At 53.0% G+C, this 23,471-nt stretch carries 17 protein-coding genes, 2 tRNA genes and 1 pseudogene; 15 read left to right on the plus strand and 5 right to left on the minus strand.

What is annotated here, in order from left to right:
* Nucleotides 1-2: 2 nt before the first annotated feature.
* Nucleotides 3-1,526 carry a class I adenylate-forming enzyme family protein gene (locus IEV46_RS10790; protein ID WP_188432580.1) on the minus strand — a complete coding sequence of 508 codons (1,524 nt, stop codon included), beginning with the start codon at nt 1,524-1,526 and terminating at the stop codon, nt 3-5.
* Between the two features lie 505 nt (nt 1,527-2,031).
* Here IEV46_RS10790 and IEV46_RS10795 point away from each other — a divergent pair.
* The 9 genes from IEV46_RS10795 (at nt 2,032) to IEV46_RS10835 (ending at nt 13,025) form a co-directional block, all read left to right on the plus strand.
* Nucleotides 2,032-2,640: a class I SAM-dependent methyltransferase gene (locus IEV46_RS10795; RefSeq protein ID WP_188432581.1), complete on the plus strand. Its 609-nt coding sequence runs from the start codon at nt 2,032-2,034 to the stop codon at nt 2,638-2,640.
* 22 nt (nt 2,641-2,662) lie between these two features.
* Entirely contained in the window at nt 2,663-3,058 is a 396-nt protein-coding gene (locus tag IEV46_RS10800; protein WP_229736046.1) for a DinB family protein, read from the plus strand.
* A 226-nt stretch (nt 3,059-3,284) separates the two neighbouring features.
* Nucleotides 3,285-3,521 (plus strand): AbrB/MazE/SpoVT family DNA-binding domain-containing protein, encoded by a 237-nt coding sequence (locus IEV46_RS10805; RefSeq protein ID WP_373284600.1) that lies wholly within the window; start codon nt 3,285-3,287, stop codon nt 3,519-3,521.
* The gene (locus IEV46_RS10810) at nt 3,521-3,850 is read left to right on the plus strand and encodes a type II toxin-antitoxin system PemK/MazF family toxin (protein WP_188432583.1); all 330 of its coding nucleotides are present in this window, start codon (nt 3,521-3,523) and stop codon (nt 3,848-3,850) included. The genes IEV46_RS10805 and IEV46_RS10810 overlap by 1 nt, the downstream gene beginning before the upstream one ends.
* A gap of 249 nt (nt 3,851-4,099) precedes the next feature.
* A complete protein-coding gene (locus tag IEV46_RS10815; RefSeq protein WP_188432584.1) occupies nt 4,100-6,517 on the plus strand; it encodes a type I restriction-modification system subunit M in 2,418 nt (805 codons plus the stop codon).
* Complete coding sequence (locus tag IEV46_RS10820; protein ID WP_188432585.1) at nt 6,504-7,790, plus strand: restriction endonuclease subunit S; 1,287 nt, start codon at nt 6,504-6,506, stop codon at nt 7,788-7,790. Before IEV46_RS10815 ends, IEV46_RS10820 begins: the two co-directional genes overlap by 14 nt.
* Nucleotides 7,787-8,980, plus strand: coding sequence for a restriction endonuclease (locus IEV46_RS10825; protein WP_229736047.1), 1,194 nt, complete (start codon nt 7,787-7,789; stop codon nt 8,978-8,980). The genes IEV46_RS10820 and IEV46_RS10825 overlap by 4 nt, the downstream gene beginning before the upstream one ends.
* Complete coding sequence (locus IEV46_RS10830; protein WP_229736048.1) at nt 8,977-12,315, plus strand: type I restriction endonuclease subunit R; 3,339 nt, start codon at nt 8,977-8,979, stop codon at nt 12,313-12,315. The genes IEV46_RS10825 and IEV46_RS10830 overlap by 4 nt, the downstream gene beginning before the upstream one ends.
* Entirely contained in the window at nt 12,312-13,025 is a 714-nt protein-coding gene (locus IEV46_RS10835; RefSeq protein WP_229736049.1) for a M48 family metallopeptidase, read from the plus strand. The genes IEV46_RS10830 and IEV46_RS10835 overlap by 4 nt, the downstream gene beginning before the upstream one ends.
* A gap of 61 nt (nt 13,026-13,086) precedes the next feature.
* Here the strand turns inward: IEV46_RS10835 and IEV46_RS10840 are convergent, their stop codons facing one another.
* Nucleotides 13,087-14,403 (minus strand): acetamidase/formamidase family protein, encoded by a 1,317-nt coding sequence (locus tag IEV46_RS10840; protein WP_188432586.1) that lies wholly within the window; start codon nt 14,401-14,403, stop codon nt 13,087-13,089.
* A 463-nt stretch (nt 14,404-14,866) separates the two neighbouring features.
* Between IEV46_RS10840 and IEV46_RS10845 the strand changes: the two are divergent.
* Nucleotides 14,867-15,763: pseudogene (locus IEV46_RS10845) on the plus strand (APC family permease); the annotation flags it as partial.
* A gap of 117 nt (nt 15,764-15,880) precedes the next feature.
* On the opposite strand, the gene IEV46_RS10850 reads toward IEV46_RS10845, so the two are convergent.
* Both IEV46_RS10850 and IEV46_RS10855 read right to left on the minus strand, forming a co-directional pair.
* Nucleotides 15,881-15,948 (minus strand) — tRNA-Asp (locus tag IEV46_RS10850).
* Nucleotides 15,947-16,015: transfer RNA gene (locus IEV46_RS10855), tRNA-Asp, on the minus strand. Before IEV46_RS10855 ends, IEV46_RS10850 begins: the two co-directional genes overlap by 2 nt.
* Before the next feature lie 53 nt (nt 16,016-16,068).
* On the opposite strand from IEV46_RS10855, the gene IEV46_RS10860 reads away from it, so the two are divergent.
* The 5 genes from IEV46_RS10860 to IEV46_RS10880 all read left to right on the plus strand — a co-directional run bounded on the left by IEV46_RS10860 (nt 16,069) and on the right by IEV46_RS10880 (nt 22,707).
* The gene (locus IEV46_RS10860) at nt 16,069-16,641 is read left to right on the plus strand and encodes an SDR family NAD(P)-dependent oxidoreductase (RefSeq protein WP_229736050.1); all 573 of its coding nucleotides are present in this window, start codon (nt 16,069-16,071) and stop codon (nt 16,639-16,641) included.
* Nucleotides 16,642-16,666: 25 nt separating this feature from the next.
* Complete coding sequence (locus IEV46_RS10865) at nt 16,667-17,842, plus strand: dicarboxylate/amino acid:cation symporter (protein WP_188432589.1); 1,176 nt, start codon at nt 16,667-16,669, stop codon at nt 17,840-17,842.
* A gap of 573 nt (nt 17,843-18,415) precedes the next feature.
* Nucleotides 18,416-20,023, plus strand: coding sequence for a peptide ABC transporter substrate-binding protein (locus tag IEV46_RS10870; RefSeq protein ID WP_188432590.1), 1,608 nt, complete (start codon nt 18,416-18,418; stop codon nt 20,021-20,023).
* Nucleotides 20,024-20,485: 462 nt separating this feature from the next.
* Nucleotides 20,486-21,391, plus strand: a complete 906-nt coding sequence (locus IEV46_RS10875) for a LysM peptidoglycan-binding domain-containing C40 family peptidase (protein ID WP_188432591.1) — start codon at nt 20,486-20,488, stop codon at nt 21,389-21,391.
* A gap of 158 nt (nt 21,392-21,549) precedes the next feature.
* Nucleotides 21,550-22,707, plus strand: coding sequence for a C39 family peptidase (locus tag IEV46_RS10880; protein WP_188432592.1), 1,158 nt, complete (start codon nt 21,550-21,552; stop codon nt 22,705-22,707).
* Between the two features lie 145 nt (nt 22,708-22,852).
* Here IEV46_RS10880 and IEV46_RS10885 read toward each other — a convergent pair whose 3' ends face one another.
* On the minus strand, nt 22,853-23,224 hold the full coding sequence (locus tag IEV46_RS10885; RefSeq protein ID WP_188432593.1) for a DUF423 domain-containing protein: 372 nt from the start codon (nt 23,222-23,224) through the stop codon (nt 22,853-22,855).
* Nucleotides 23,225-23,471: the final 247 nt, after the last annotated feature.

The raw sequence follows: 23,471 nt of genomic DNA on the forward strand, positions 1-23,471 counted from the left end.
ATTTAGGAAGCCAAAGAGCGGTACATTTCTTTCAACTTTCCTTTATCCACTTTTCCGGTCGCGTTTTTGGGCAGTTGATCGATCAGGATGACTTCGGCTAACTTGTGTTTTTCCATTCGTTCGCGGGCGAATTGCAGGACTTGATCCCGTGTCAGGTCGGTTCCGGCCTTTGGCACAATAAATGCGCAGGGCAACTCTCCCCAACGTTCATTCTGAACGCCGACCACGGAAACTTCAGAGATTTCATCCATTTGCTGAAGGACTTTTTCCACTTGACTTGGATAGATGGCATCCAGTCCGCTGAAATAAATCACATCTTTATAACGATCCACCAGATAGATCAATCCCTCCTCGTCCACCCGAACCGCATCTCCCATCAGCAACCACCCCTTATGAAACGCCTTTTCTGTCGCTTCGGGGTTCCGCCAATATTCTTTAAACACAGTGGGTCCGCGGAACGCCAGCTCTCCGATCTCCCCGGGAGGTACTTCTTCACGGGTGTGCCGGTCGAGCACTTTGACCTCTCCAAAGACAGGCTTTCCGACAGAGCCACTGGTATCGTAACCCATACCGGAGTCCCAAAAGGAGAGGATTCCGGCAGTTTCCGTACATCCGTAACCTTGGAATAAATGATAGCCGATGGACTCGTAATCACGGATCAGCGAAAGCGGCAGATTGGAGCCGCCCGTAGTGATATCTAGCAAGGAACCCAGGTTTCGATCACTGTTGAAGAACATCGGGAGCATGATGTTCAGCAAAGCCGGCGGCAGGAAAGTGGAATTGATCTGTTCTTTTTCAATCGTTTCCAAAAGTAGGTTGGGTTCCAATTGGGGAATAAAGACATAGGTATACCCACACAGAGGCTGAAAGCCGATCACACTGGTTCCAGAAATGTGAAATAAAGGTGTAGCATAGAGAAAGCGAAACCCAATTTGTCGGTTTCTTGCAGAGAACCCGGAAAATACACCTGCTGCACACAGGTTGTGATGGGTGATCACTACGCCTTTTGGTTTTCCGGTAGTGCCTGAAGTAAAGGTAATACAAACGGGGTCCTCGCTGCTCATATTTACATCAGGCGCGGAGGTGGGTAGGGATTGGAGTTCCTCTTCAAATTTAAAGTCCAAATCGTGGAAATAAGAGGTTTTCACAGTGGGGATGGAAGTATGTAAAGATTCCACGAGTGATTGGTAAGTATCATCAAAAAAAATCAATTTTGGTTCCGTGTGTTGGATGGACCACTCCAAGATGTCCGAACTCCAGCGGCAATTGATGGGGACGGTGATGGCCCCGGCTTTTGCCGCACCCAGATAAAGAATGGGAAACAAGACATTGGTATCCGAGAACAGGGCGATGCGATCCCCTTTTTGAATACCGAGCCCAAGAAGATAATGGGCTACTTGATTGGTGATTTGGTCGTATTCCAGATAAGTAAAGCGCCGTTTTGGGCCGATCAAGGCTTCCAAGGTTGGATTTAATCGGGCTCTGTGGCGCAATAATTCGCCAATCGGCATTTGAATGGGATACATATGGAATCACCTCTTTAGGAAGGTTCGCGTTTGGTTGTGAGCTTTTTCCGTATTTGGCTTTTGGCTTTCTTCTTCATTCACAGGGAATGAAAGCTTTCAAGAGATCTGTTTTCTCGTCTGTCACTTCCCTTTTATAAATAATTCTATACACTTTAGCTATATTATACATAAAGTGGGGATAGGGAACAATTTTAAATATTCGACATGAGGCGACGCTATCCGCCAAAATTAACATACAACCGCTCCGGAACCGGAGAGTTGCATACATAAATTTATATGGATTAACATTTATATCCTTATATTTATCGGAAATCAGGATCCATCCCATACTGCTCCTGCACCAGCTCCAGGATTCCCAATAGTAGATCTTTTTGAAAGATGGTAGCCGGAAAGGAAGAAGGACCACCGAGATTCCCTCTCTGTTTTTTAGTTTGGAAAAGGATGGGGATTGACGAACGTAGAATACAGAAAAGTGGGTATTTAATTTAAGGGAGGGGACATTTTCATGAGCAGAAATACGCTGGAAGATTGGAATGCTTATTATGCCAGCGGGGAATACCGGCAACATTGGGATTATTCCCATCCTTCCAGTGAATTGGTCGCATTTGTCGCCGCGGGTTCATGGCCGACGGGGGCGGCGGCACTGGATGTGGGATGTGGAGCGGGGAGGGAGGCGATCTTTCTGGCCGGACAGGGATTTCAGGTCACTGGCGTCGATTTGAGCGAAGAAGCCCTCCGGATTGCCCGGGATCGTGCCGCGGAAGCGGGAGTCCATGTGGAATGGAAGAAAGGGAATGCCTTGGAACTGCCGCTTCCCGATGCATCTGTCGATTTGGTCAATGATCGGGGCTGTTTCCACATCATCGGAGAAGAAGACCGACCCCGCTATGCTGCTGAAGTGGCCCGGGTGTTGAAGCCCGGAGGCAGGGTACTGCTCCGGGGGTGTCGTGGGAAACAGTGGGAAGATCAGCCCTTCGTCCTGGTCACCCGGGAAGCGCTGGAACGCCATTTCAGTGATGCTTTCGACATCAGTCCGGTCCTGCCTGTCCAACTGATCACAGACTCGATGCCGGAAGGGTTGAATGCCAATCTGGCGGTGTTGCAAAAAAAGTGATGCTAACAGAGTGGGCTCTTCCATGAAGCATCCTGCAAAGCAATGGGTTGATTATCATCACTGGGCGAATCAAAGGATCATCCACCGCTTGAAAGAATTGCCGGAGCAGGCTTACCATCAGAAAATGCAGAGTGTTTTTCCTTCCATTTCCGAAGTCATGGTTCATCTGTACGTCACCGACGATTTATGGTTGGATGTGATGTCGGGTCGGGACAGGGAAGAGTCCATCGCACGGGCGACCCGGACATCGGAAGAAACCAAGGGGACGGGCCTTGGGGAACTGGAAAAGCTGTTTGCCGACGAAATACCGGGATTTTCTCGACAGCCAGGAGGATCTCGATCGGCCGATGATTCTCGAACATCTACAAGCCGGACGGTTGGAACCCCATCTCTCCCAAGTGGTGTTGCACGTGGTTAACGGGCAACATCACAGCCATGTTGCGTCAACAGGGTCACGCCGGGGTGATGACGGATTATGTGGCGTATTTGTATGAGAGGAGTTCGTCGGAAGGATCTTGTACGAGATTTGGGGTGTAAAAGCCCCGTTTTTTTGATTTTATGTATCCCTTTCCGGAACGCTGTATACACTATGTATATACAATTGGTTTTGAGGTGATATAATGGATTCAAGAGGAGTGATTCACATGACAACGAGGGTTCAAAAATGGGGGAATAGCCTTGCGATTCGCATTCCCAAAGATATTGCAGATCAATTGGCTATTCATCAAGGTTCCGAATTGGAGTTGATTGTAGGAAACCATACAATCACACTAAAACCCAAAAAGAAAAAGCCTACGCTGGATGATCTTTTGGCAAAAGTAACACCGGAAAACCGTCACACTGAAATTGATTTTGGGAAAGAAGGGAATGAGTTAATCTGATGCCAACGCCTGAACGTGGGGATCTGGTTTATCTGAATTTTAATCCGCAGGCAGGGCATGGACAGGAAGTGGCGCGACCAGGAATTGTTCTTTCGCCAAAAGCATTCAATCAGGTCACAGGATTTGCGGTTGTCTGCCCAATCACCCGACAACAGAAAGGATATCCCTTTGAAGTCGCCTTGCCTGATGGCTTGGTTTTCAACGGGGTGATCTTGACAGACCAAGTGAAGAGTCTGGATTGGCGGGCCCGCCGATTCAAAATTAAAGGACGGGCCCCGGATCCAGTGATTGAGGATTGTTTAGACCTGATACATACCTTTTTGTCATAAGATCCTCTGTTGAAAATCGACAGTGGATTTTTTGTGAGGAGCCACCAAGAAGAATACAGAATCCGGGTAAAGAGAGATACAAAGGACCGATCTTTTCGAATAATGAATACATACGAGAAGATAATAGGATTTTCCCTAATACCTGCAGTATCGGCCGATTGAAGCTCCTGCTGAATCCAGGTAAACTGAATGGAGGACTGATTTTTGGATCTCACTTTTCCCTCATTCATAGAAGAAGGAGCATGATTCATGGCCAAACTGACTTTGTCCCAACTGGAACGACACCTGTTTGCCGCCGCCGATATCCTGCGGGGCAAGATGGACGCTTCCGAGTTTAAGGAATACATATTCGGCATGTTGTTTCTGAAGCGCTGTTCCGATGTCTTTGATGAGAAGTATGAGGAAATCATCCAGGAGAATCTGAAGCGGGGCCGTACCGAGGAGGAAGCCCGGCAGCGGGCGGAGCGGCCCATCAGCTACCGGGACACCTTTTTCGTCCCGGAGCAGGCCCGCTGGGATTACATCCTGAATGAACTCCACAGCGACCTGGGCAATGCCCTCAACAAGGCCCTCAAAGGACTGGAGGATGAGAACCGGGTCCTGGAGGGGGTGGTCGGTCACATCGATTTCAACCGCCGGGTGGGACAGACCCGCCTCTCCGATCAAAAACTGCGGGATCTGATCCAGCATTTCAATAAACACCGCCTCCGCAATGAGGATTTTGAAAATCCCGACCTCCTCGGTGCCGCCTATGAGTATCTGATCCGCGAGTTTGCCGACTCCGCCGGGAAGAAGGGCGGTGAGTTTTACACCCCCCGGGAAGTGGTTCGGCTGATGGTCCAGTTGACCCGCCCGGAACAGGGGATGCGGATCTATGACCCCTGCTGCGGTTCCGGGGGGATGCTGATCCACGCCCATCGCTATGTGGAGGAGCACGGCGACAACACCCGGGATCTGAGTCTCTACGGCCAGGATAACAACGGCGGGGTGTGGGCCATCTGCAAGATGAATCTCCTCCTTCACGGAATCAATGCCAACCAGGACATTCGCAATGAGGATACCATCGCCAATCCACTTCACGTGGATGGCGGGGAGCTGATGCGTTTTGACCGGGTGCTCAGCAATCCTCCCTTCAGCCAGAATTACAGCCAGAGCGAACTCAACTTCCGCGAGCGCTTTCGCTACGGCCTCTGCCCGGAAACGGGGAAAAAGGCGGACTTGATGTTTGTTCAGCATATGCTGTCCGTCCTGCGCAGCGACGGGATGCTGGCCACGGTGATGCCCCATGGAGTTCTTTTCCGGGGCGGGGCGGAGAAGGAGATCCGCAAGGGCTTTATCGAAGATGATCTTTTGGAAGCGGTGATCGGCCTCCCCCCCAACCTCTTCTACGGCACCGGTATTCCGGCCTGCATCCTCGTCATGCGTGCTCCCGGAGCCAAGCCCGATGCCCGGAAGGGGAAAGTCCTGTTCATCAACGCCGATGCCGAGTATCATGCCGGTCGGGCTCAGAACCATCTGCGTCCCGAGGACATCGAGAAGATCGTCTCCACCTTTGAAGACTTTGCAACGGTTCCCGGCTACGCCGCCGTGGTCACCCGGGAGCAGCTGGCGGAGAATGACTGGAACCTCAACATCCGCCGTTACGCCGACAACGCCCCCGCCCCGGAACCCCATGATGTCCGGGCCCACCTGGAAGGCGGGGTGCCCCGGACGGAGGTGGAGGCGAAACGCCCCCTCTTCGACGCCCACGGCTTTGACCCCGCTTCCCTGCTGGTGGAGCGGGGGGACGGATATCTGGAGTTCATCCCGGAGCTGAAGGAGAAGGGGGAGATCGCATTCCGGATCCAGTCCGACCCCGGCCTGCGCACCCGGGAAGAAAAGTTGAACCGGGCTTTTTCGGTTTGGTGGCAGGAAAGTGAACAGCACCTGATCGCCCTCCCGGAGAACCGGAAACTGATGGCCTTGCGGCAGGAGCTGTTCACCTCCTTCGCCCAGGCTCTCACCCGGGTGGGCCTCCTGGACCGGTTCCAGGTGACCGGCGCCATCGCCGGCTGGTGGTATGACGCCCAATATGACCTGCGGACCCTGGCCGCCCAGGGCTTTGCGGGAGCCGTCGATGCCTGGGTGACGGCGCTGAAAGCGGCCCTGGAGGACAAGGATCAGAAGAAGAAACAGAACCTCGACCCCCGCACCCACCCCCTCACCCGCCGCCTCCTCCCCGACTATTTGAAGCAGTTGGATGATCTGGAGGGGGAACGGGCGGAGCTGGAAGGAAAACTGGAAGCCGCCAAGAGCCATGACGCCGAGGAAGAGGGGGAAGGAGAGGAGACCCTCTCTGAAGCCGAAATGAAAGCGATCAAGAAGGAGCTGAACGCCCGCAAGCGTCAGCAGAAGCAGCTGGAAGACGCTCTCCTCCCCTACCTGGAACAGGCCCGGGCCGCTCTTTCCGAGGAAGCCTGCCGGGAGTTGATCCTGTCCATCCTGCGGGAAAACCTCACCATCCAACTGGACCGCTCCGTCACCGCCCACCGGCAACAGGTAGTGGCCGCGGTGGAAAACTGGTGGGACAAATACCACACCCCCCTGCGGGAGATCGAGCAGGAGCGGGACGAGGCGAAGGAGAAGCTGGAGGCGTTTTTGAGGGGGTTGGGATATGTACAAAACTAGACATCAGGAATTTATAAATAATTTACCAACTGATTGGGATATCGTTTCATTAAACTCCATAGGTGAAATTAGGTCGGGTGGTACTCCAAGCCGGGATAAGGAGGATTTTTGGAACGGAAAAATTCCTTGGGTCACACCCAGTGAACTCACTTCACTAAAAACCAAATACCTTCTGTCAACACAAGAGAACATAACGGAAAAAGGATTGAGAAGTAGTGCAGCCAAATTGTTACCGATTGGTTCGTTGTTAGTTACAACCAGGGCTACAATCGGAAATGTTGCTATTGCATCCATGTCTGTCAGTACAAACCAAGGATTTAAGAACATTGTCCCTGGAAAAGAAATAGACTCTACTTTTTACTATTACTTGTTGGGGAAAATTTCTTTTGAGATGAAAAGACTAGCAACAGGTACAACATTTGATGAAATCTCGCGAAGAGATTTTGAGGCAATATTAGTACCTAAGCCGTCGCTTAGTGAACAACGCCGCATCGCCGAGATCCTCGATACCTTGGACGAGACGATCCGGAAGACCGAGGCGTTGATCGGGAAGCTGAAACAGGTGAAAATGGGCCTGCTTCACGACCTGCTCACCCGGGGCATCGACGAACAGGGCCAACTCCGCAACCCCGCCACCCACCCCGAACAATTCAAGGACTCCCCTTTGGGGCGGATTCCGAGGGAGTGGGGGGTAAGTGTACTTGAAGATATTGCAGAAGTAATTATGGGTCAATCTCCTCCTGGCCACAGTTACAACCAAAAAGAAATTGGTATTCCATTGATTAATGGTCCTGTAGAGTTTGGATTTAGGTATCCTCGTAAGCTTCAATGGACAACAAAACCAACAAAGGTTTGTAAGTATGGTGATATATTATTTTGTGTTCGTGGAAGCACTACAGGGAGAATCAATATATCCAATGATGAATACTGCATTGGACGTGGAGTTGCAGCAATCAGAGGAAAAGAAGGAATATCATTAACAGGCTTCGTTGAACACTTTTTAGTTCGGCTCGCAGAAGAAATCCTTTCCGAAGCAAAAGGGAATGGTTCAACGTTTCCAAGTGTTAATTCAAAGAGACTTTCATCGACATTAGTTATGAAACCAAGTCTAAAAGAACAAGGGAAGATTCTCAGTATTATTGAGTCACATAATAGACGCATCCAAAAAGAACAATCCTACCTCAACAAACTCCAGCAACTCAAGAAAGGCCTCATGGAGGATCTGCTCACGGGCAAGGTGCGAGTGAATGAGCTGGAGGAGGTGCAGGCGTGACCCCCTCACCACATCAGGTGCGGACGCCTCTTTTTCCCCTGTACTCGGAAGTGGGTAAGATGTTGAAGCTGTACCGGGGGGAGAAAAAAGAGGTGGTCTACGGCATGATCAAGTCCATCGATAAACACACCGGAACCCCTCAGAACCCGGTGGATTGGACCGATCCTGACAGGTGGATCGGGGAACGGCTGGCGGGGGAGGAGGCGGGGTTTGCCCGGAAGGTCTGGGCTCAGGGGGTGAACCCGAGGCATGTCTATGGTTCTTATCTGTTGATCAACGGATATCAGCTGGCGGTCCCCGGAGCCGACGGTTGCTATGAGGTGACCCCCCGAGGCGAAGCCTTCCTGCGGGGAGAGCCGGAAGCGGTTTATGCCTTGGATGAGGCTGAGGGGTTGGTGGAGCTTCTCTCCATCATCGCCACCAAGGAGAAGGCACAACGGAAAGACCTGCTGCCGGAGTGGGGGGCGTTTCTGCGCCGATCCTCCAAGTTTGGAACCGAATCCACGATCAAGGACACCCTCCGCCGGCGCCTGGCCAATCTGGTGGATCGGGGGCTGGTTCAGCGAAGCGGGTTCAGTTATGCCATCACCCGGGAAGGATTGCGCTATGCCGCAGTGGAGCAAAGGGCGGTGGAGGATCCCAAAAAGTCGGTTCTGGATCAGGTGGCCCGGTTTAACCGCAAGCAGAAGCAGGTGTTGCAACAAAAACTGGGGAGCATGCATCCCTACCGATTTGAGCAGTTGGTGCGGGATCTGTTGGAAGCGATGGGCTACGAGGATGTCACCGTGACCAAGGAGAGCGGTGACAAGGGGGTGGATGTGGTGGCCAATGTGCAGTTCGGGATCACCACCATCACCGAAGTGGTGCAAGTGAAACGCCAGCAGGGGAATATCGGCCGTCCGGTGCTGGATCAGTTGCGGGGGGCTCTCCCTTACCATAAAGCCTTGCGGGGCACGATTATCACCACGGGGGACTTCAGCGCGGGCTGCAAGGAGGCGGCTCTGTTTCCAGGAGCCGCTCCCATTACACTGATTAACGGAGAGAAGTTGATGGAACTGCTGATCGGGCACGAGATCGGGATCACGAAACGCTCGGTGGAGTTGCACCAATTGGACGATGAATACTTCAGGGAACCCTCGGAACAGGAACAGGCGGAGGAAGCTCTGGAAGCGGAGGAGATGAAGCCGTGACCGTCAATCGTTTGCACCCCGATGAATACACTCATGTGGAAAAGCCCTTCATCGACCAGCTGGTGTCGATGGGCTGGCAGTGGATCGAGGGAAACACCCGGGACCCCTCTGTCACGGGACGGTCAGACTTCCGGGAGGTGTTGCTGGAGGGGCGGGTGAAAGCGGCCTTGCGCCGGATCAACCGGGAGCAGGGCCGGGACTGGCTGGATGAGGCCCGGGTGAACCAAGCCTTCAGCGCCCTGGACCGGTTGGGTGCCCACCAGCTGCTGGAGGCCAACCAGCGGGCGCTGGAGCTGTTGTTGAAGGGGATGGAGGTGGAGGGAGATCCGGATCTTCACGGGGGGAAGGATCAAACCCTCCACTTCATCGATTATGAACACCCGGACAACAACGAGTTTCTGGTGATCAACCAGTTCCGGGTCGATCCTCCGGGGAGTCGGCGGTATATCATTCCGGATCTGGTCCTGTTTGTTAACGGGATTCCCCTGGCGGTGGTGGAGTGCAAAAGCCCCCACATCAATGAACCGATGGAGGCGGCGGTGGAACAACTCCTCTCTTATTCCAACCAGCGGGACTGGGTGGAGGGGGACGAAGGGGCGGAACGCCTCTTTCACTACAATCAGTTTATGGTGGCCACTTTTGGGGAGAAAGCCCGGGTCGGGACCGTGGGGGCCCTGCCTGAGCACTATCTGGAATGGAAGGACACCAGTCCCGTCCCTCAATCCCAGGTGGCACAGGAGTTGGGGGTGAAGCGGCTGTCGGGTCAGCAGACTCTGGTGGCAGGAATGCTCAGAAAAGAGCATCTCTTGGACCTGGTCCGCAACTTCACTCTTTTCTCTCAGGCGGGGTCGCGGCGGATCAAGGTGGTGGCCCGTTACCAGCAGTTCCGGGCGGTGCAGGAAGCGATCCGGCGTCTGTCCAAGGGTCAGACCCTCCGGGAGCACGGGGAGGCGGATCAGCGGGGCGGGATCATCTGGCACACCCAGGGCTCCGGCAAAAGCCTGACCATGGTGTTCCTGGTGCGCAAGATGCGAACCCTCCCCGGACTGCGCCGGTTCAAGGTGGTCTTTGTCACCGACCGGCGGGATCTGGAGAAACAGCTTTCCGAGACGGCGGCCCTCACCGGGGAGACGGTGTATAAGGCACGGAACATCGATGAGCTGAACCGGTTGTTGCGCCAGCCGGGTTCCGGCCTTGTCTTCACCATGATCCAGAAGTATCAGGAGAAGGAGGAAGCGGCAGAAGAATTCCTTTATGAATTACCTGACAGCAAGCCGGTCGTATTTGAAGAAAGAGCCGCCGACCCAGGGCAAGGCTACGGAGAGGACTCCCGCAAACTGCGACTGATGGTCAGAGCCAAACCGATGGAGGTGCTGAATGACTCCGAGGAGATTGTGGTGCTGGTAGATGAGGCCCACCGCTCCCAATCCAGCGACCTCCATGCCAATCTGATGCGGGCCCTGCCTAACTGCGCCAAGATCGGGTTTACCGGAACACCGATCATCATCGGGGAGCGGAAGAAAACCCATGACATCTTCGGTGACTATATCGACCGCTACACCATCCAGCAGTCGGAAGCCGATGGGGCCACGGTCAAAATCCTGTACGAGGGACGGACCGCCTCCGGGGAAGTGGAGGATGGGCGGAACGTGGATGAGCTGTTTGAGGACCTGTTCCGGGAACGGACGCCGGAGGAACTGGAGGTCCTGAAGAAGAAGTACGCCACCAAGGGAAACGTGCTGGAAGCGAAGCGGCTGATCGCCAAAAAAGCGGAGGATATGCTGCGCCACTATGTGCTGAACATTTTGCCCAACGGGTTTAAGGCCCAGGTGGTCGCTTCCAGCCGCCTCGCCGCTGTCCGCTATCATGAGGCTTTTCTGGAGGCGAAAGAAGCCCTGCTCCGACGGCTGGATAGTTACATCCCCCCGGAGATGGATGAGGAAGAAGCCTTAAGGTTGCCGGTGGCGGACCGCTATCTGTGGATCGCCCACCGTCAGCGGGAACGGATCCGGGAGTTGGAGTTCGCCGTGGTGATCTCCCCCCGCAACACCGGTAAGGGGAAGGATCCGGAAGGTTGGAAGGAATGGACGGACAAGGGAAAACAGGAAACCCGGATCAAGCGGTTCAAGAAACCTCTGCTGCACCGGGACCCCGCCAAGCGGGATCCGTTGGCCTTCCTGATCGTCAACAGCATGCTGCTTACCGGCTTTGATGCTCCCGTGGAGCAGGTTCTCTACCTCGACCGTTCCTTGAAAGGGCATGACCTGCTGCAGGCCATCGCCCGGGTCAACCGGACCTATCCCGACAAGCGGCACGGTTGGGTGGTGGATTACTACGGGGTGGGGAATCACCTGAAGGAAGCCCTGCGCGTCTACAGCGACGACGATGTGGAGGGGGCACTCACCCGCTGGCGGGATGAACTGCCGATCCTGCGGGACCGCCACCGCCGGGTGCTGGATGTGTTTCAGACCCGGGGGATCGCCGCCATCGATCAGATCGATGACTGCGTCCATCTGCTCCGGGATGTGCGGATCCGGGCGGATTTCACCGTGAAGCTGAAGCTGTTTCTCCAGAGCCTGGATATGGTCATGCCCCGCCCGGAGGCTTTGAATTACACCCGGGACGCCAAGATTCTGGGCTTTATCAATAAAAGTGCCGCCAACCTTTACCGGGATGAACAGCTGAATCTGATCGGGGCGGGGGCGAAGGTCCGGAAACTGATCGATGATCATATCACCGCCACCGACGTTCAATTGAAAATTGAGCCCACCTCCATTTTGGATGCCGATTTTGAACAGGCGGTGGATGCCCATGTCTCCAACCGGGCCAAGGCGTCGGAGATGGAGCACGCCGCCCGCTACCAGATCCGCAAGCATTTTGATGAGGATCCGGTTTACTATAAGAAGCTGAGCGAGAAACTGGAGGAGATCCTGCAGCGCTTTCAGGACGACTGGGAGCAGCTGGAGCTGGCCTTGCGGGAGTACACCCGGGAATTCAGGCAAGGACGGCAAGAGGAGCAAGATGAGGGTCTTGATCCCCGCACCCAGGCTCCTTTCTTTGACTTGCTGGTGGAAGCACTGGGGAAGGAAAAGCAAGAATTGGCCCCCGGCGAGCGGGAGCAGTTGATCCGGGTGACGGTGGAGATGGTGGAGCACATCCGCCAGGAAATCCGGGCCGTCGACTTCTGGCGGAACGACCAGGCCCAGGAGTTGTTGCGGGGTTGGATCGTGGACAGACTGGATGAGGAGAATATAGTGCCCTTCGATCGGCAGGAGAAAGTGGCTTGTGATGTGGTACAATTGGCGAAAAACCGCCATGGGAGTCTGACATCATGAAGGAAACATTGATCGTGGAAGACCTGCATTTCTCCCTCTGCCGCAGTGACCGGCGCAAAACGGTGGGCATCACCGTGGAGAGGGATGGGAGTCTGATCCTGTCCGCTCCTGGGGACACCCCGGAACATCAACTGCGGGAAGTGGTGGAGGAGAAGCGGGAGTGGATCTACACCAAACTGGCCCGGAAGGAACTCCTTTTCCCATCCCGTCCACCCAAGGAGTTCGTCAACGGAGAAGGCTTTTTCTATCTGGGACGGAGCTATCGTCTCCAGCTGGTCGCACCGCTGACCGAACAAGGCAAGAAGCGGCCACCGCTGCGGCTGAACCGGGGTCGCTTTGAACTTCGCCGGGATGAAGCCGACCGGGGCCGGGAGCACTTCATCCGCTGGTATCGGGAACATGCCCAACCTTGGCTGGAGCGGAAAGTCCACCTCTGGAAAAACCGGATGGGCGTCCACCCAACACAGGTCCGCGTTCAGGACCTGGGCTACCGTTGGGGCTCCTGTGGTGCCAAGGGCCATCTCAATTTCCACTGGCGGACGATCCTCCTCCCCGCCTCCATCGTGGAATACATCGTCGCCCACGAATTGGCCCACCTCCTCGAACCCCACCACACCCCGGCCTTCTGGCAACACCTTGACCGCACCCTGCCAGACTACATCCGCCGCAAACAATGGCTGGCGGAGAACGGAGCGGAGTACAGGTTATAAAAAGAGAGGGGATTTCCCCTCTCTTTTACTTTGATATATCGAAGCTCTTCCGTGTTGGGAGTCAGTCTCCCATCCCATACTGTTCTTCCACCAAATCCAATATTCCCATCTCTTTGATCTTGCCGACGGGAACGAGGAAGGTGACGGTGACGACGCCGGGGTGGCGGCCGATCTGGATGGCTCCGGTGATGGTGGCCCGGTTCAGGACTTCGGGGATGGAGATGTCCAACAATTGAGCGGCTCGCCGGAGTCCATTGTCAGTGGCCTCATTCAGGTTGGAGCCGGTCCCGATGAAGGAGACGGGGAGGGATTCTTCCAGCTGGTCCTGAGGAAGCGCCCACTGTTGCGCCAGTTTGGCTGCTTTCGCTTTTTCTTCCGCTGTAAAGGGTTGTGCCAAATACGGCAGATCTTCTTTGACCGGCAGCAGGATCGGTCCGTCCAAGGTCAAGCCCTTGATCACATGTACCTGCAGGGTGACAATGCCGGAGACGTCTGTCGTATGTCCGGCGATTTCGCCGTCCCCCTGCATGGCGTGCATATCCCCCAGGTAGACGCCACCGCCCGCCACTTTTACCGGACAGATCAGGATCGCATCTTCCCGCACCCGGTTGATATCCATATGGCCATCCGTGCGATGCTCATCCAATTGTTCCTGGGACAGGGCATAATCATGGGGGGCGTTAATCAGAAAGGAGCCAAAATCCCCGGCATTATGGGAATCCGGGATGGGATGGGACGGGGTGGTTCCCAGTTGCCCCAGAAAAGGTCTCACCCTGGCCATCACTCCCGGTAAATCGTGGGGAGCAAAGGCCACAATGGGATTTTGCTGAGAGTTTTCCGGTGTGGCCATATAGGCGCGTCCGTTCCGGGCAATTTTTTCTGCCGCATTCCGGTGCAGTGTCAGCCCCACCTTTTTGGTGTCATCAAAGGTCATGGTGTACCCGTTGGTGAAGAGAAAAGGGGTTGCTTCCGCTCCGCAACCAACACAACGAACCGATCCCGGACCGATTCCCTCCACTTTGGTTTCCGGGTGGAGGGTTCCACATTGGGGACATTTGGCGGCAACGAAGGCATCACCCAAGAATCTCCCCTCCACAGTCTCATCGTTTCCCGATGCGGTTGCCACGGAAGTGACCTGGATGGACCGGATCCGGATCGCGATGGCATCCCCCACCTCTGCCCCTTCCACATAGACCGGTTGGGTAACTTCATGGCCTCCTTTCAAGCACGGGGTGATCATCGGTCCCCAACAACCCGGGGTGGTGTTGGCCACGATGGTTCCCCCGTTTTTTACCGGCCCCAGCATCGGTTGGATTGGATCCAGCACCCCATCGGTGAAGGTATTCACATAGACAGTCTGTTTCGCTTTCTGCTCCATCCATTCATCCTCCCATTCAATCCAGGATATTGCCTGTCTTTATCCTTCCGTTGGTCTGGAAAATATACTCAATGAAGCGACAAAGCCAGCCAGAGTATCATTTCCCTTTTTTAAAGGAGGGTATGCAAAAATAGGCCATCCTTCGCTCCGAGAATGTCCGATTCCTCGACCGTGGCAAAGTCAGGATGGCGGAGACCTCGACATCACGGCAGACGACATTCCCTTTTAGGCCTGTACCCCGGGATACACCGGGGTCTAATAATTACATCGCAAAAAAAACAGACGATTTTTGTGGAGAAAAAATGATATATACAAAGAAGATATTACAATGGATCGATATAATCCGTGGATAATGATTATTGCTTTATGTATGATTCAAAGTCCTCTTCTCATCTGTTGTGTAGTTCAAATGGGAAAATTTTTGGGGATCAATAAAAACGCATGGAAAAGGAGGTTTAAACACATGAATAGAACCATTAACTTATCGCAAGCAATTGCCTTATACATTTCAGCGATCCTAGGATCAGGTATTCTGTTTCTGTCGGCAAGCACAGCTTCGGTAGCTGGCCCTGCTTCCATTGTATCCTGGGTCGTTATGGTCGCTTTTAGCTTTCCTTTGGCCTATACCTTTGCGGCTTTGTCCAGTTCTTATCCGGATGCAGGGGGAGCAGCCACGTTTGTTCGAATGGCCTTTGGTGAACACCCCGGCAATCTTGTGGGGTGGTTTTACTTCCTTACAGCTTCTGTTGGACAAATCATTGTATCTTTGACAGGGGCAAGTTATATAGGGTTATCTTTTCAGTGGTCCCCTATTCAAATCGCAGGAATTGCCTGTGTGATATTGTTGATTGCTGGAATATCCAATCATTATGGAATCCGAGTGAGCGGGAGGATTTCACTTGTACTCAGCTCTTTGCTATTGATTATGTTAATTGTGGCAATAATAATCACCCTGTCCTTTGTTCGATGGAAAAACTTTCATCCATTTGCCCCCAAAGGTTGGTTTCCGGTTGGAACGGCTGTGATCATGATTTTCTGGTCATTTTTTGGATGGGAAGCGATCTGCAATCTATCTGATCGGTTTAAGAACCCTGAAAAAAATATGATACGAAGCGCATTAATCAGTGCTTTAGTGATTGGAGTCGTCTTCCTGTCACTCAGTTTTGTCACCGTTGGCAGCGGAACTTATGGGAACTTGGAAAGTGACTCCTCTCCGATTGGGGTGATGGTACACCGGTCCTTAGGGTTTGGAGCTCAATTGGTCACGGCTCTGTTAGCCTTTATTATCTGTACGGGGACAGTAAATGCATTTGTTGCCAGTCTAACGCAGCTGGGTCATGCTCTGAGTCGGGATCAGGCCCCACGCCCCCGCCCTTAGCGGGCTTCCGCGGTTAATGTAGCTTTGATAATCATCTCCGCTGAAAAATCAAAAGCCCCCGGGTGCAGGTTGTGCACGGGGGGCTGATTTGTTCGGTTGAACTGCGGGAAGGATTGGACCTTCATCCCCTGCTTGATAGGCAGGTGTTTTAATTAAACTACCGCAGTACACAGGAAGGATTGAGACCTTCATCCCCTGCTTGATAGGCAGATGCTTTTATTAAGCTACTGTGCACCTGGATATTAGCATATGTTAATATATTTGTAAACAGAGAAAGGTGATAAATGTTGAGTCAAAAAAAGCAAAAGGGGTACAAATGCTATGTGTGCAAACAACCATTTACCGCTAAGCATCCCCGCTATGTAAAGCTCTGCCTTGAATGCGGGAATTTTAATGAACAAAAAAAGTTGGCCAAGCATGATTTAAGTTCCTATATCGCCTTGGTTACCGGTGGAAGAACCAAGATTGGATACCATACAGCCTTGCGGTTGTTGCGGGATGGGGCACGGGTGGTCGTCACCAGTCGATTTCCATATGATGCGTTGCAACGTTTGATTCAAGAACCGGATTTTGAAGATTGGAAGGACCGGATCCATATCTATGGGTTGGATTTCAGGCAAGTTCAAAGGGTGGAGGAGTTTGCGCTCTTTTTGGGGAATCATTTCCCGTATATTGATATAGTCATCAATAATGCGGCACAGACGGTCCGTATGCCGGAAGAAGAATACCGGACTTTGGCTGTGAACGAGACGGAATTGAAAAATCGATTATCTGGCAATCAACTGTCACGGTTGGCATCCGGGGAGACCCTGGTTTCCCGATTCGGATTTTCCGGGTCAACGTCCCCCGATCAGGGATAACCAGTTTGAAAAGGGAGGTTGAATCATGTCAAAAATCGGTCTTTTGCCCAGGCTGATCATTGCCATAACTCTTGGGATTCTCATCGGTGCTGTCAGTCCGGAATGGATCGTTAAATTGTTGGCTACCTTTAACAGTATTTTTGGCAGTTTCCTTGGATTTATCATTCCATTGATCATCATCGGCTTTGTGGCGCCCGGAATCGGTGCACTGGGTAAAGGTGCCGGAAAGTTGCTGGGCCTTACGACAGGGATTGCCTACCTGTCCACCATTGTCGCGGGAGTCTTGGCTTTTTTGGTGGGCTCTTCTCTCTTTCCCTCTTTTTTGGCTGAGGGGAGTTTATCCATGAAGGCTAAAAATCCGGAAGATGCGCTGGTTGGGCCGTTTTTTGAGTTGGAGATTCCGGAGATCATGGGTGTCATGAGTGCTTTGGTGTTCGCATTTTTGATCGGGATTGGGCTCGCCGTGATTCAAGGTGACACGATCAAGCGGTTTATGGGCGAGTTTCAGCTCATCATTGAAAAGGTGATCACGGCTGTGATCATTCCCTTATTGCCAATCCACATTCTAGGTATTTTTACCAATATGACGTATACGGGACAAGTGGCCACGATCCTGTCTGTCTTTGCAAAAGTGTTTGCTGTCATCATCTCTCTCCATTTGTGCTATCTGGTCGTCTTGTATTTGATCGGGGGGACTATGGCAGGGGGAAATCCATTTAAACTTATGAAGATGATGGCACCGGCATACTTTACTGCCCTGGGTACCCAATCGTCGGCGGCCACCATTCCGGTCACTTTGCGGCAAATCAAGAAGACAGGAGTAAATGAGGGAATTGCGGAGTTTGGAATTCCTTTGTTGGCGACAATTCATCTGTCGGGGAGTACGATTACGATTGTAAGTTGTGCAATGGCCGTGATGTTGCTCAATGATATGCCTTTCACTTTATCGTCGATGATTCCGGTGATCTTGATGCTCGGGATCACCATGGTGGCAGCCCCGGGTGTACCGGGTGGGGCCATTATGGCAGCCTTGGGTGTCTTGCAGACCATGCTCGGTTTTAATGAAACCTTACTATCATTGATGATCGCGCTGTATTTAGCACAGGACAGTTTTGGAACTGCTGCCAATGTGACAGGGGATGGGGCTTTAACCTTGATGCTCAATAAGATGAACAAGCACGGGTTGAAACAAGCTGGCTAAACCCAGTCAGACGGGTCGTCTCACCCTCCGCGGGAAGAGTGGCTCACTTTCGTTGGATATTTTACGGGATCCCGGCCGTTTATTTGCAAATGGCGGGTATTTTTTTAAGCATTGTGAAAAGACTGTCATTACCCACAGGGCACAGTCTCGCCAAGGTCGCTTTCGCTCTCAGGTCTCGCTATGCACCCACAGGGCACAAGTCTCGCCAAGGTCGCTTTCGCTCTCAGGTCTCGCTATGCACCCACAGGGCACAAGTCTCGCCAAGGTCGCTTTCGCTCCCAGGTCTCGCTATGCACCCACAGGGCACAAGTCTCGCCAAGGTCGCTTTCGCTCCCAGGTCTCGCTATGCAGGGAGGGGTGGTTTTTTTTAACAGTTCAGAACAACGAAGAGGTCATGTGAAAGCCCATTCCGACCCCTCCAAGTACGATTTAAATCATAACGCTTCAAGAGTGTGGTTCAACTCGTCCTCCCAAAATGTGGCTTACCAACATCCCTGATTTCCCCTACCATTTCTGTCATTCCGGTAGTAATATGTATATATCCAACTAAGCCTACTTGGGAGGTGTGGATTGGTGAAACTGAGACAGAGTTTATGGATTTTCGCAGCCATGGCCTTGATCCTGTCCGGCTGCGGTGGACCGTCTTCATCTGCTGACAAGGAGAGCGAACAGGTGCTCCACATGTCCGAGGAACAGGAACCGCCGATGTTGGACAGTGCCAAGAGTTCCGACGGCATCTCCTTCACCGTTCTGGCCAATACCATGGAAGGGTTGATGACCTTCGATTCCCGCCAACGGTTGGTGCCAGGGGTGGCAAAAGAGATGCCAAAGGTGAGCCGGGACGGAAAGACATACACCTTCCATCTGCGGGATGCCCGCTGGTCTGACGGTTCCCCCGTCACGGCACAGGATTTTGAGTATGCTTGGAAACGGGCGCTCCATCCTGAAACTGCCTCCGAATATGCCTTTATTTTCTATGATATAGAAAACGCCCAACAGTACAATCAGGGAAAAGTTAAAGCCGACAGGGTCGGGGTGAAAGCGCTGGATGACAAAACCTTGAAAGTCACCCTGAAGCATCCGGTTTCCGCCTTCTTAAGCAAAACAACAGTCCCCTCCTTCTACCCGCAAAAAAAAGCCTTTGTGGAGAAAATGGGGAATCGCTACGCCAAGGAGGCCGACACCCTGCTGTATAACGGCCCATTCAAACTGGCAGAGTGGAAACACAACTCAGGATGGAAGTATATAAAAAACGACCAATATTGGGACAAAGACCGTGTCAAACTGGACAAGGTTTCCTGGAAAGTGGTGAAAGATCCGGCGACAGGAGTGAACCTGTATAACACCGGGAAGCTGGATGTTACCAAGTTGAGCGGGGATTTTTCCACCCAGTATAAGGGACGGAAAGATTTCAAAGCGGTGACCGGTGCTTCCTTGGGTTATCTGGTACTGAATCAAGAGCAAAAGCTGTTCTCCAATGAAAAAGTTCGCCGTGCGGTGGCTTCGGCCATCGACCGGGAGGCCCACTCCAAAGTAGTGCTGAAGGATGTGGCCCCGGCGGCCTATGGCTTTGTTCCTCCCGGAATCACGGGAGACGGAGAAAAAACATACCGGGAAGTTGTCGATGAAAGGAAACCGGAAGCGGATCCGGCCAAAGCGAAAAAATGGTTCCAGGAAGGTTTGAAGGAATTGGGGTTGAAGAAGGCGCCTGTGATTGAGTATCTCACTGATGACACGGAGCTGAACCGGAAGACTGCGGAATTCGTTCAGGAGCAGCTGAAGGACAATCTGGGATTGGAAGTGAAGATCCGCACTCAGCCCTTGAAAGTCTATCTGGATTCGGTGATGAAGAAGGAGTTTGATATCGCCTTCGCCACCTGGGGTGCCGCTTACAATGACCCCCTTTATTTCATGGATGTTTGGGTGACGGGTGCCCCTTATAATTATGGGGGCTGGAGTGATCCTGAATACGACCGGTTGATCCGTGCCGCCCAGAATACCCGTGAGCTGGGGAAACAGGTGAGAATAGCTGGGAAAGCGGAACAGATTTTGGTGGAGCAAGCGCCGATGGTTCCGCTGTATTATCGCTCCTATACCTACTTGTGGCGGGAAAACGTCAAAGGCTTGATCCGTCCCCCGGCGGGTCCGTCTTTCCTGCTCAAACATGCCTTTGTGGAATAACAATCGGGATTGTAAGAAAGCCCGCCGATGACCGCCGGCGGGTTTTTTGTTTGTCAGGGGCAATGCTGTTGGAAAATGCGTCCCTTTAGAAGGAGTGTGAAAAGGATGTCATACCCAAGGGGCACAAGTCGTGCCCAGGGTCGCTTCGCCTCCCTGGTCACGCTATGCAGGGAGGGTTGGGTTTCACATGGAGTGATTTTGGCAGTTCAGAACAACGAAAAAATCATGTGAAACCCCATCCCGACCAACCTGGCTAGCATTCATTCACAACGCTTTAAGGGGGAGATCCCGGTGTGGCTGACTCTTTTGGTCCGTCGGAAGGACATATTTCCAAAACAGGATCCATATATATGAAAAATCATCATCCTATCCAATGTCAGAAGGACCCGGTTACTGGTTTCCGTCATGGAGGTGGATCCCTGTTTCAGGGCCGGGATGATTAAAAAGAAATGGAGGAGTTTGATGGTTTATCATCCTGACAAGAAGGTGATGACTTCCCTGACTCTGGCGGGTTCCCTGCTGTTGGGCTCCCAATCAGTCCAAGCTGCGGCCGTCTTTGAGCAGGATGCAAAAACAGCTTCCCATGGAAATAAAGGCCGTGAATGGGTTCAGAAGGTTCCCCCTGTTCAACAAGCACCCCAAAAGCTGGAGTTTCATGTGCTTTCTGCCGGAATCCAGATGAACATGGGGGCTGCCCCGGGCATTACGAGTACCGGACAGACCGACTCCAAGGGATCCACAGGTGATTATGTGGTCAAGAAGGGAGACACCCTGAGCGAAATTGCGGCGAAACATGAGATGGGTTTGAAAGTCCTGATGAAGATGAATCCACAAGTGGAAAACCCCGACCGGATCTATGTCGGGGATCAGATCCGAGTCAGGGGTTCAGCCAAAGCTCCGGACCACACCTTTTCTTCAGCATCTGTGGAGGAATCGGAAGAGAGAAAAGGGAAGACCAAACTGTCCGGGGAATCCCAAACCCGGGGAGGTTGGAAAGGAACGGCGGATGCCATTATCCGGGAAGCACGTGCCCGCTTGAATGCCACTTATCAGTACGGAGCAGAGGGGCCTGATCGTTTTGATTGTTCCGGATTTACCCGATTTGTATTTAAGCGAAACGGATACAATCTCCCCCGGACCAGCTCATCCCAGGCTGCTTATGGATCTTTCGTCAGCCGGACGAACCTGAGGAAAGGGGATCTCCTCTTTTTCAGGACCGGGGGTGGAGGGATCAGCCATGTGGCCATCTACATGGGGGATGGGAAAATGATCCATGCCACGAATCCCCGGAATGACGTGACCATCAGCAGTCTGAGTGAACGCTACTGGAGCGAGCGTTATGCCGGCGCCCGCCGCGTGATCCGATAACAAAAAAAGCCCGTCGTCCGGATCCTTTTGGACAACGGGCTTTTTTTGTTTGGAGGAGAGGTTCGAAAATTAATCCAATATTCAAATTATTTTGCAGGAACAGGGAGGAGTGAGGGAGAAATGTTTTGGTGAATCCATTTAGATAGGGAGGGGCCCGCATGAAGCGCTGGTTGTGGCTTACAGCTCTTTCTTTGCTGTTGATCACAGGGATAGTGTCACCGGCGGTGGAGGCACAGGAGAAAGTGGGAAATAAGACCTTCCGGGAAGTGAAGGATTTTAAGGGTGGGCGCTTTGACGGAACCCATAAAAAAGGGTCCAACCTGGTGTTGAACCGGGGCAGGCTTCATAAGGGAACGGATCGATCGGGTCGGTATAACGGCGGTGATTATTATTACGGCCGTTGGACCGCTCCGGTGGACTCGGTGGATTTTGATGAAGCGATTGCTTCCTGGCAAGCTGTGACCCCGGAGGGGACGTGGGTGGAGGTGGAGTTGCGGGCCCGGACGGAGGCAGGGTGGACGGGTTGGTACAGCATGGGGGTTTGGCACTCCAACGACCAACCCTTCCAACGGCACTCGGTCAGCGGACAGAGGGATGAACATGGTCGGGTGGCGACGGATACACTGGTGATGAATCATCCGGCTTCCCAGGTGCAAGCCCGGGTCACCCTGTTTACCGAGGATCGGTTCCTCAGCCCGACATTCCGTTCCTTTGGGGTCACCTTCTCTCTGGGAGAGAATGAACCCGGAAGGGTTCCATTCAGCGGAGTGACTCCTTCACTGGATGTTCCGATGCGCTCCCAGATGATCTATCCAGACGGCGGGGAAGTCTGGTGCTCTCCCACCTCCACATCCATGGTGATGGCATACTGGGCGAATGTCACAGGAAAAAACGAGTGGAACCAATCGGTGCCCACCGTGGTGAAGGGTGTCTGGGACTATGTTTATGACGGGGGAGGAAACTGGCCCTACAATACGGCGTATGCCGCCTCCTTGGGATTGGAGGGCAAGGTGGTCCGGATGGAAAGCATGGCTGAGATGGAAAGATGGGTGGAGTCAGGAGTCCCCGTCATCATCAGTCTGGCTTATCAAGAGGGGGAACTCACCGGAAGTCCGATCAAAAGCTCCGGTGGCCACCTTTTGGTAGTGCGGGGTTTTGACAACCATGGTGACGTTTTGGTCAATGACCCGGCGGGGCCCACGGATGATCAGGTCCGGTTCACCTACAAGCGGGAAGAGCTGGAGAGATTGTGGCTGAAACATTCCAACGGAACCACCTATCTGATCCATCCGCCAGGATGGAAAACCCCGAAATAGGATATGGGTGAAAATGAGATCTCGTGCGCTTGGCCCAGGCCGGGGGAAAACTCCCGGAACGGGGTCTTGGAACGTGGCATAACAGATTGGTTACTTACAAATTAAAGACCACCCCTCCCGTCGGGGATGAGGGTGGTCTTTGAATTCACAGCTGTTTCACGGCGGCGGTGGCGATCAGCGCCCAGCCGATCAAGAAGGAGACACCACCGATGGGGGTGATGGCACCCAAAGCTTTCACTTGGGTCAGGGCCATTACATACAAACTTCCGGAAAACAGCACAATTCCGGCCAGCAACAACCAACCGCCGATGAGAGCCGGAGTGGAGACACCGATTCGGCCCACCAACAGACCGACAAAGAGGAGACCCAAGGCGTGGGCCATGTGATAGTGAGCCCCGGTCTGCCAGTTGGCCAGCATTCGCTCAGGCACATTGCCTTCCAGGCCGTGGGCGCCGAAGGCTCCCAAGGCGATGCTTAAAAACATGTTAATGGCGCCGAGGAGGATGAACAGCTTCATCCCGCAAACCTCCCTTGAAGCAGAAGACCGGTTTGAACTCAGTATAAAGCTTTCCCGAACAAAACGCACGCGGGTTCAACCCTTTGACAAAATTGAAGAATGGATTGCGACACCACGGCAGGAAGTGCACTGTCCTCATTTGGATTTCGTCTCTGGAAACCGTTTTGGAGACAAGGGTTTACAAATAATAAGTATTATATTATAATCGTTATAAATTCGTTGACCTAAACCAAATCTCTTTCTGGAC

The organism is Kroppenstedtia guangzhouensis (assembly GCF_014637345.1).
GTDB lineage: Bacteria > Bacillota > Bacilli > Thermoactinomycetales > DSM-45169 > Kroppenstedtia > Kroppenstedtia guangzhouensis.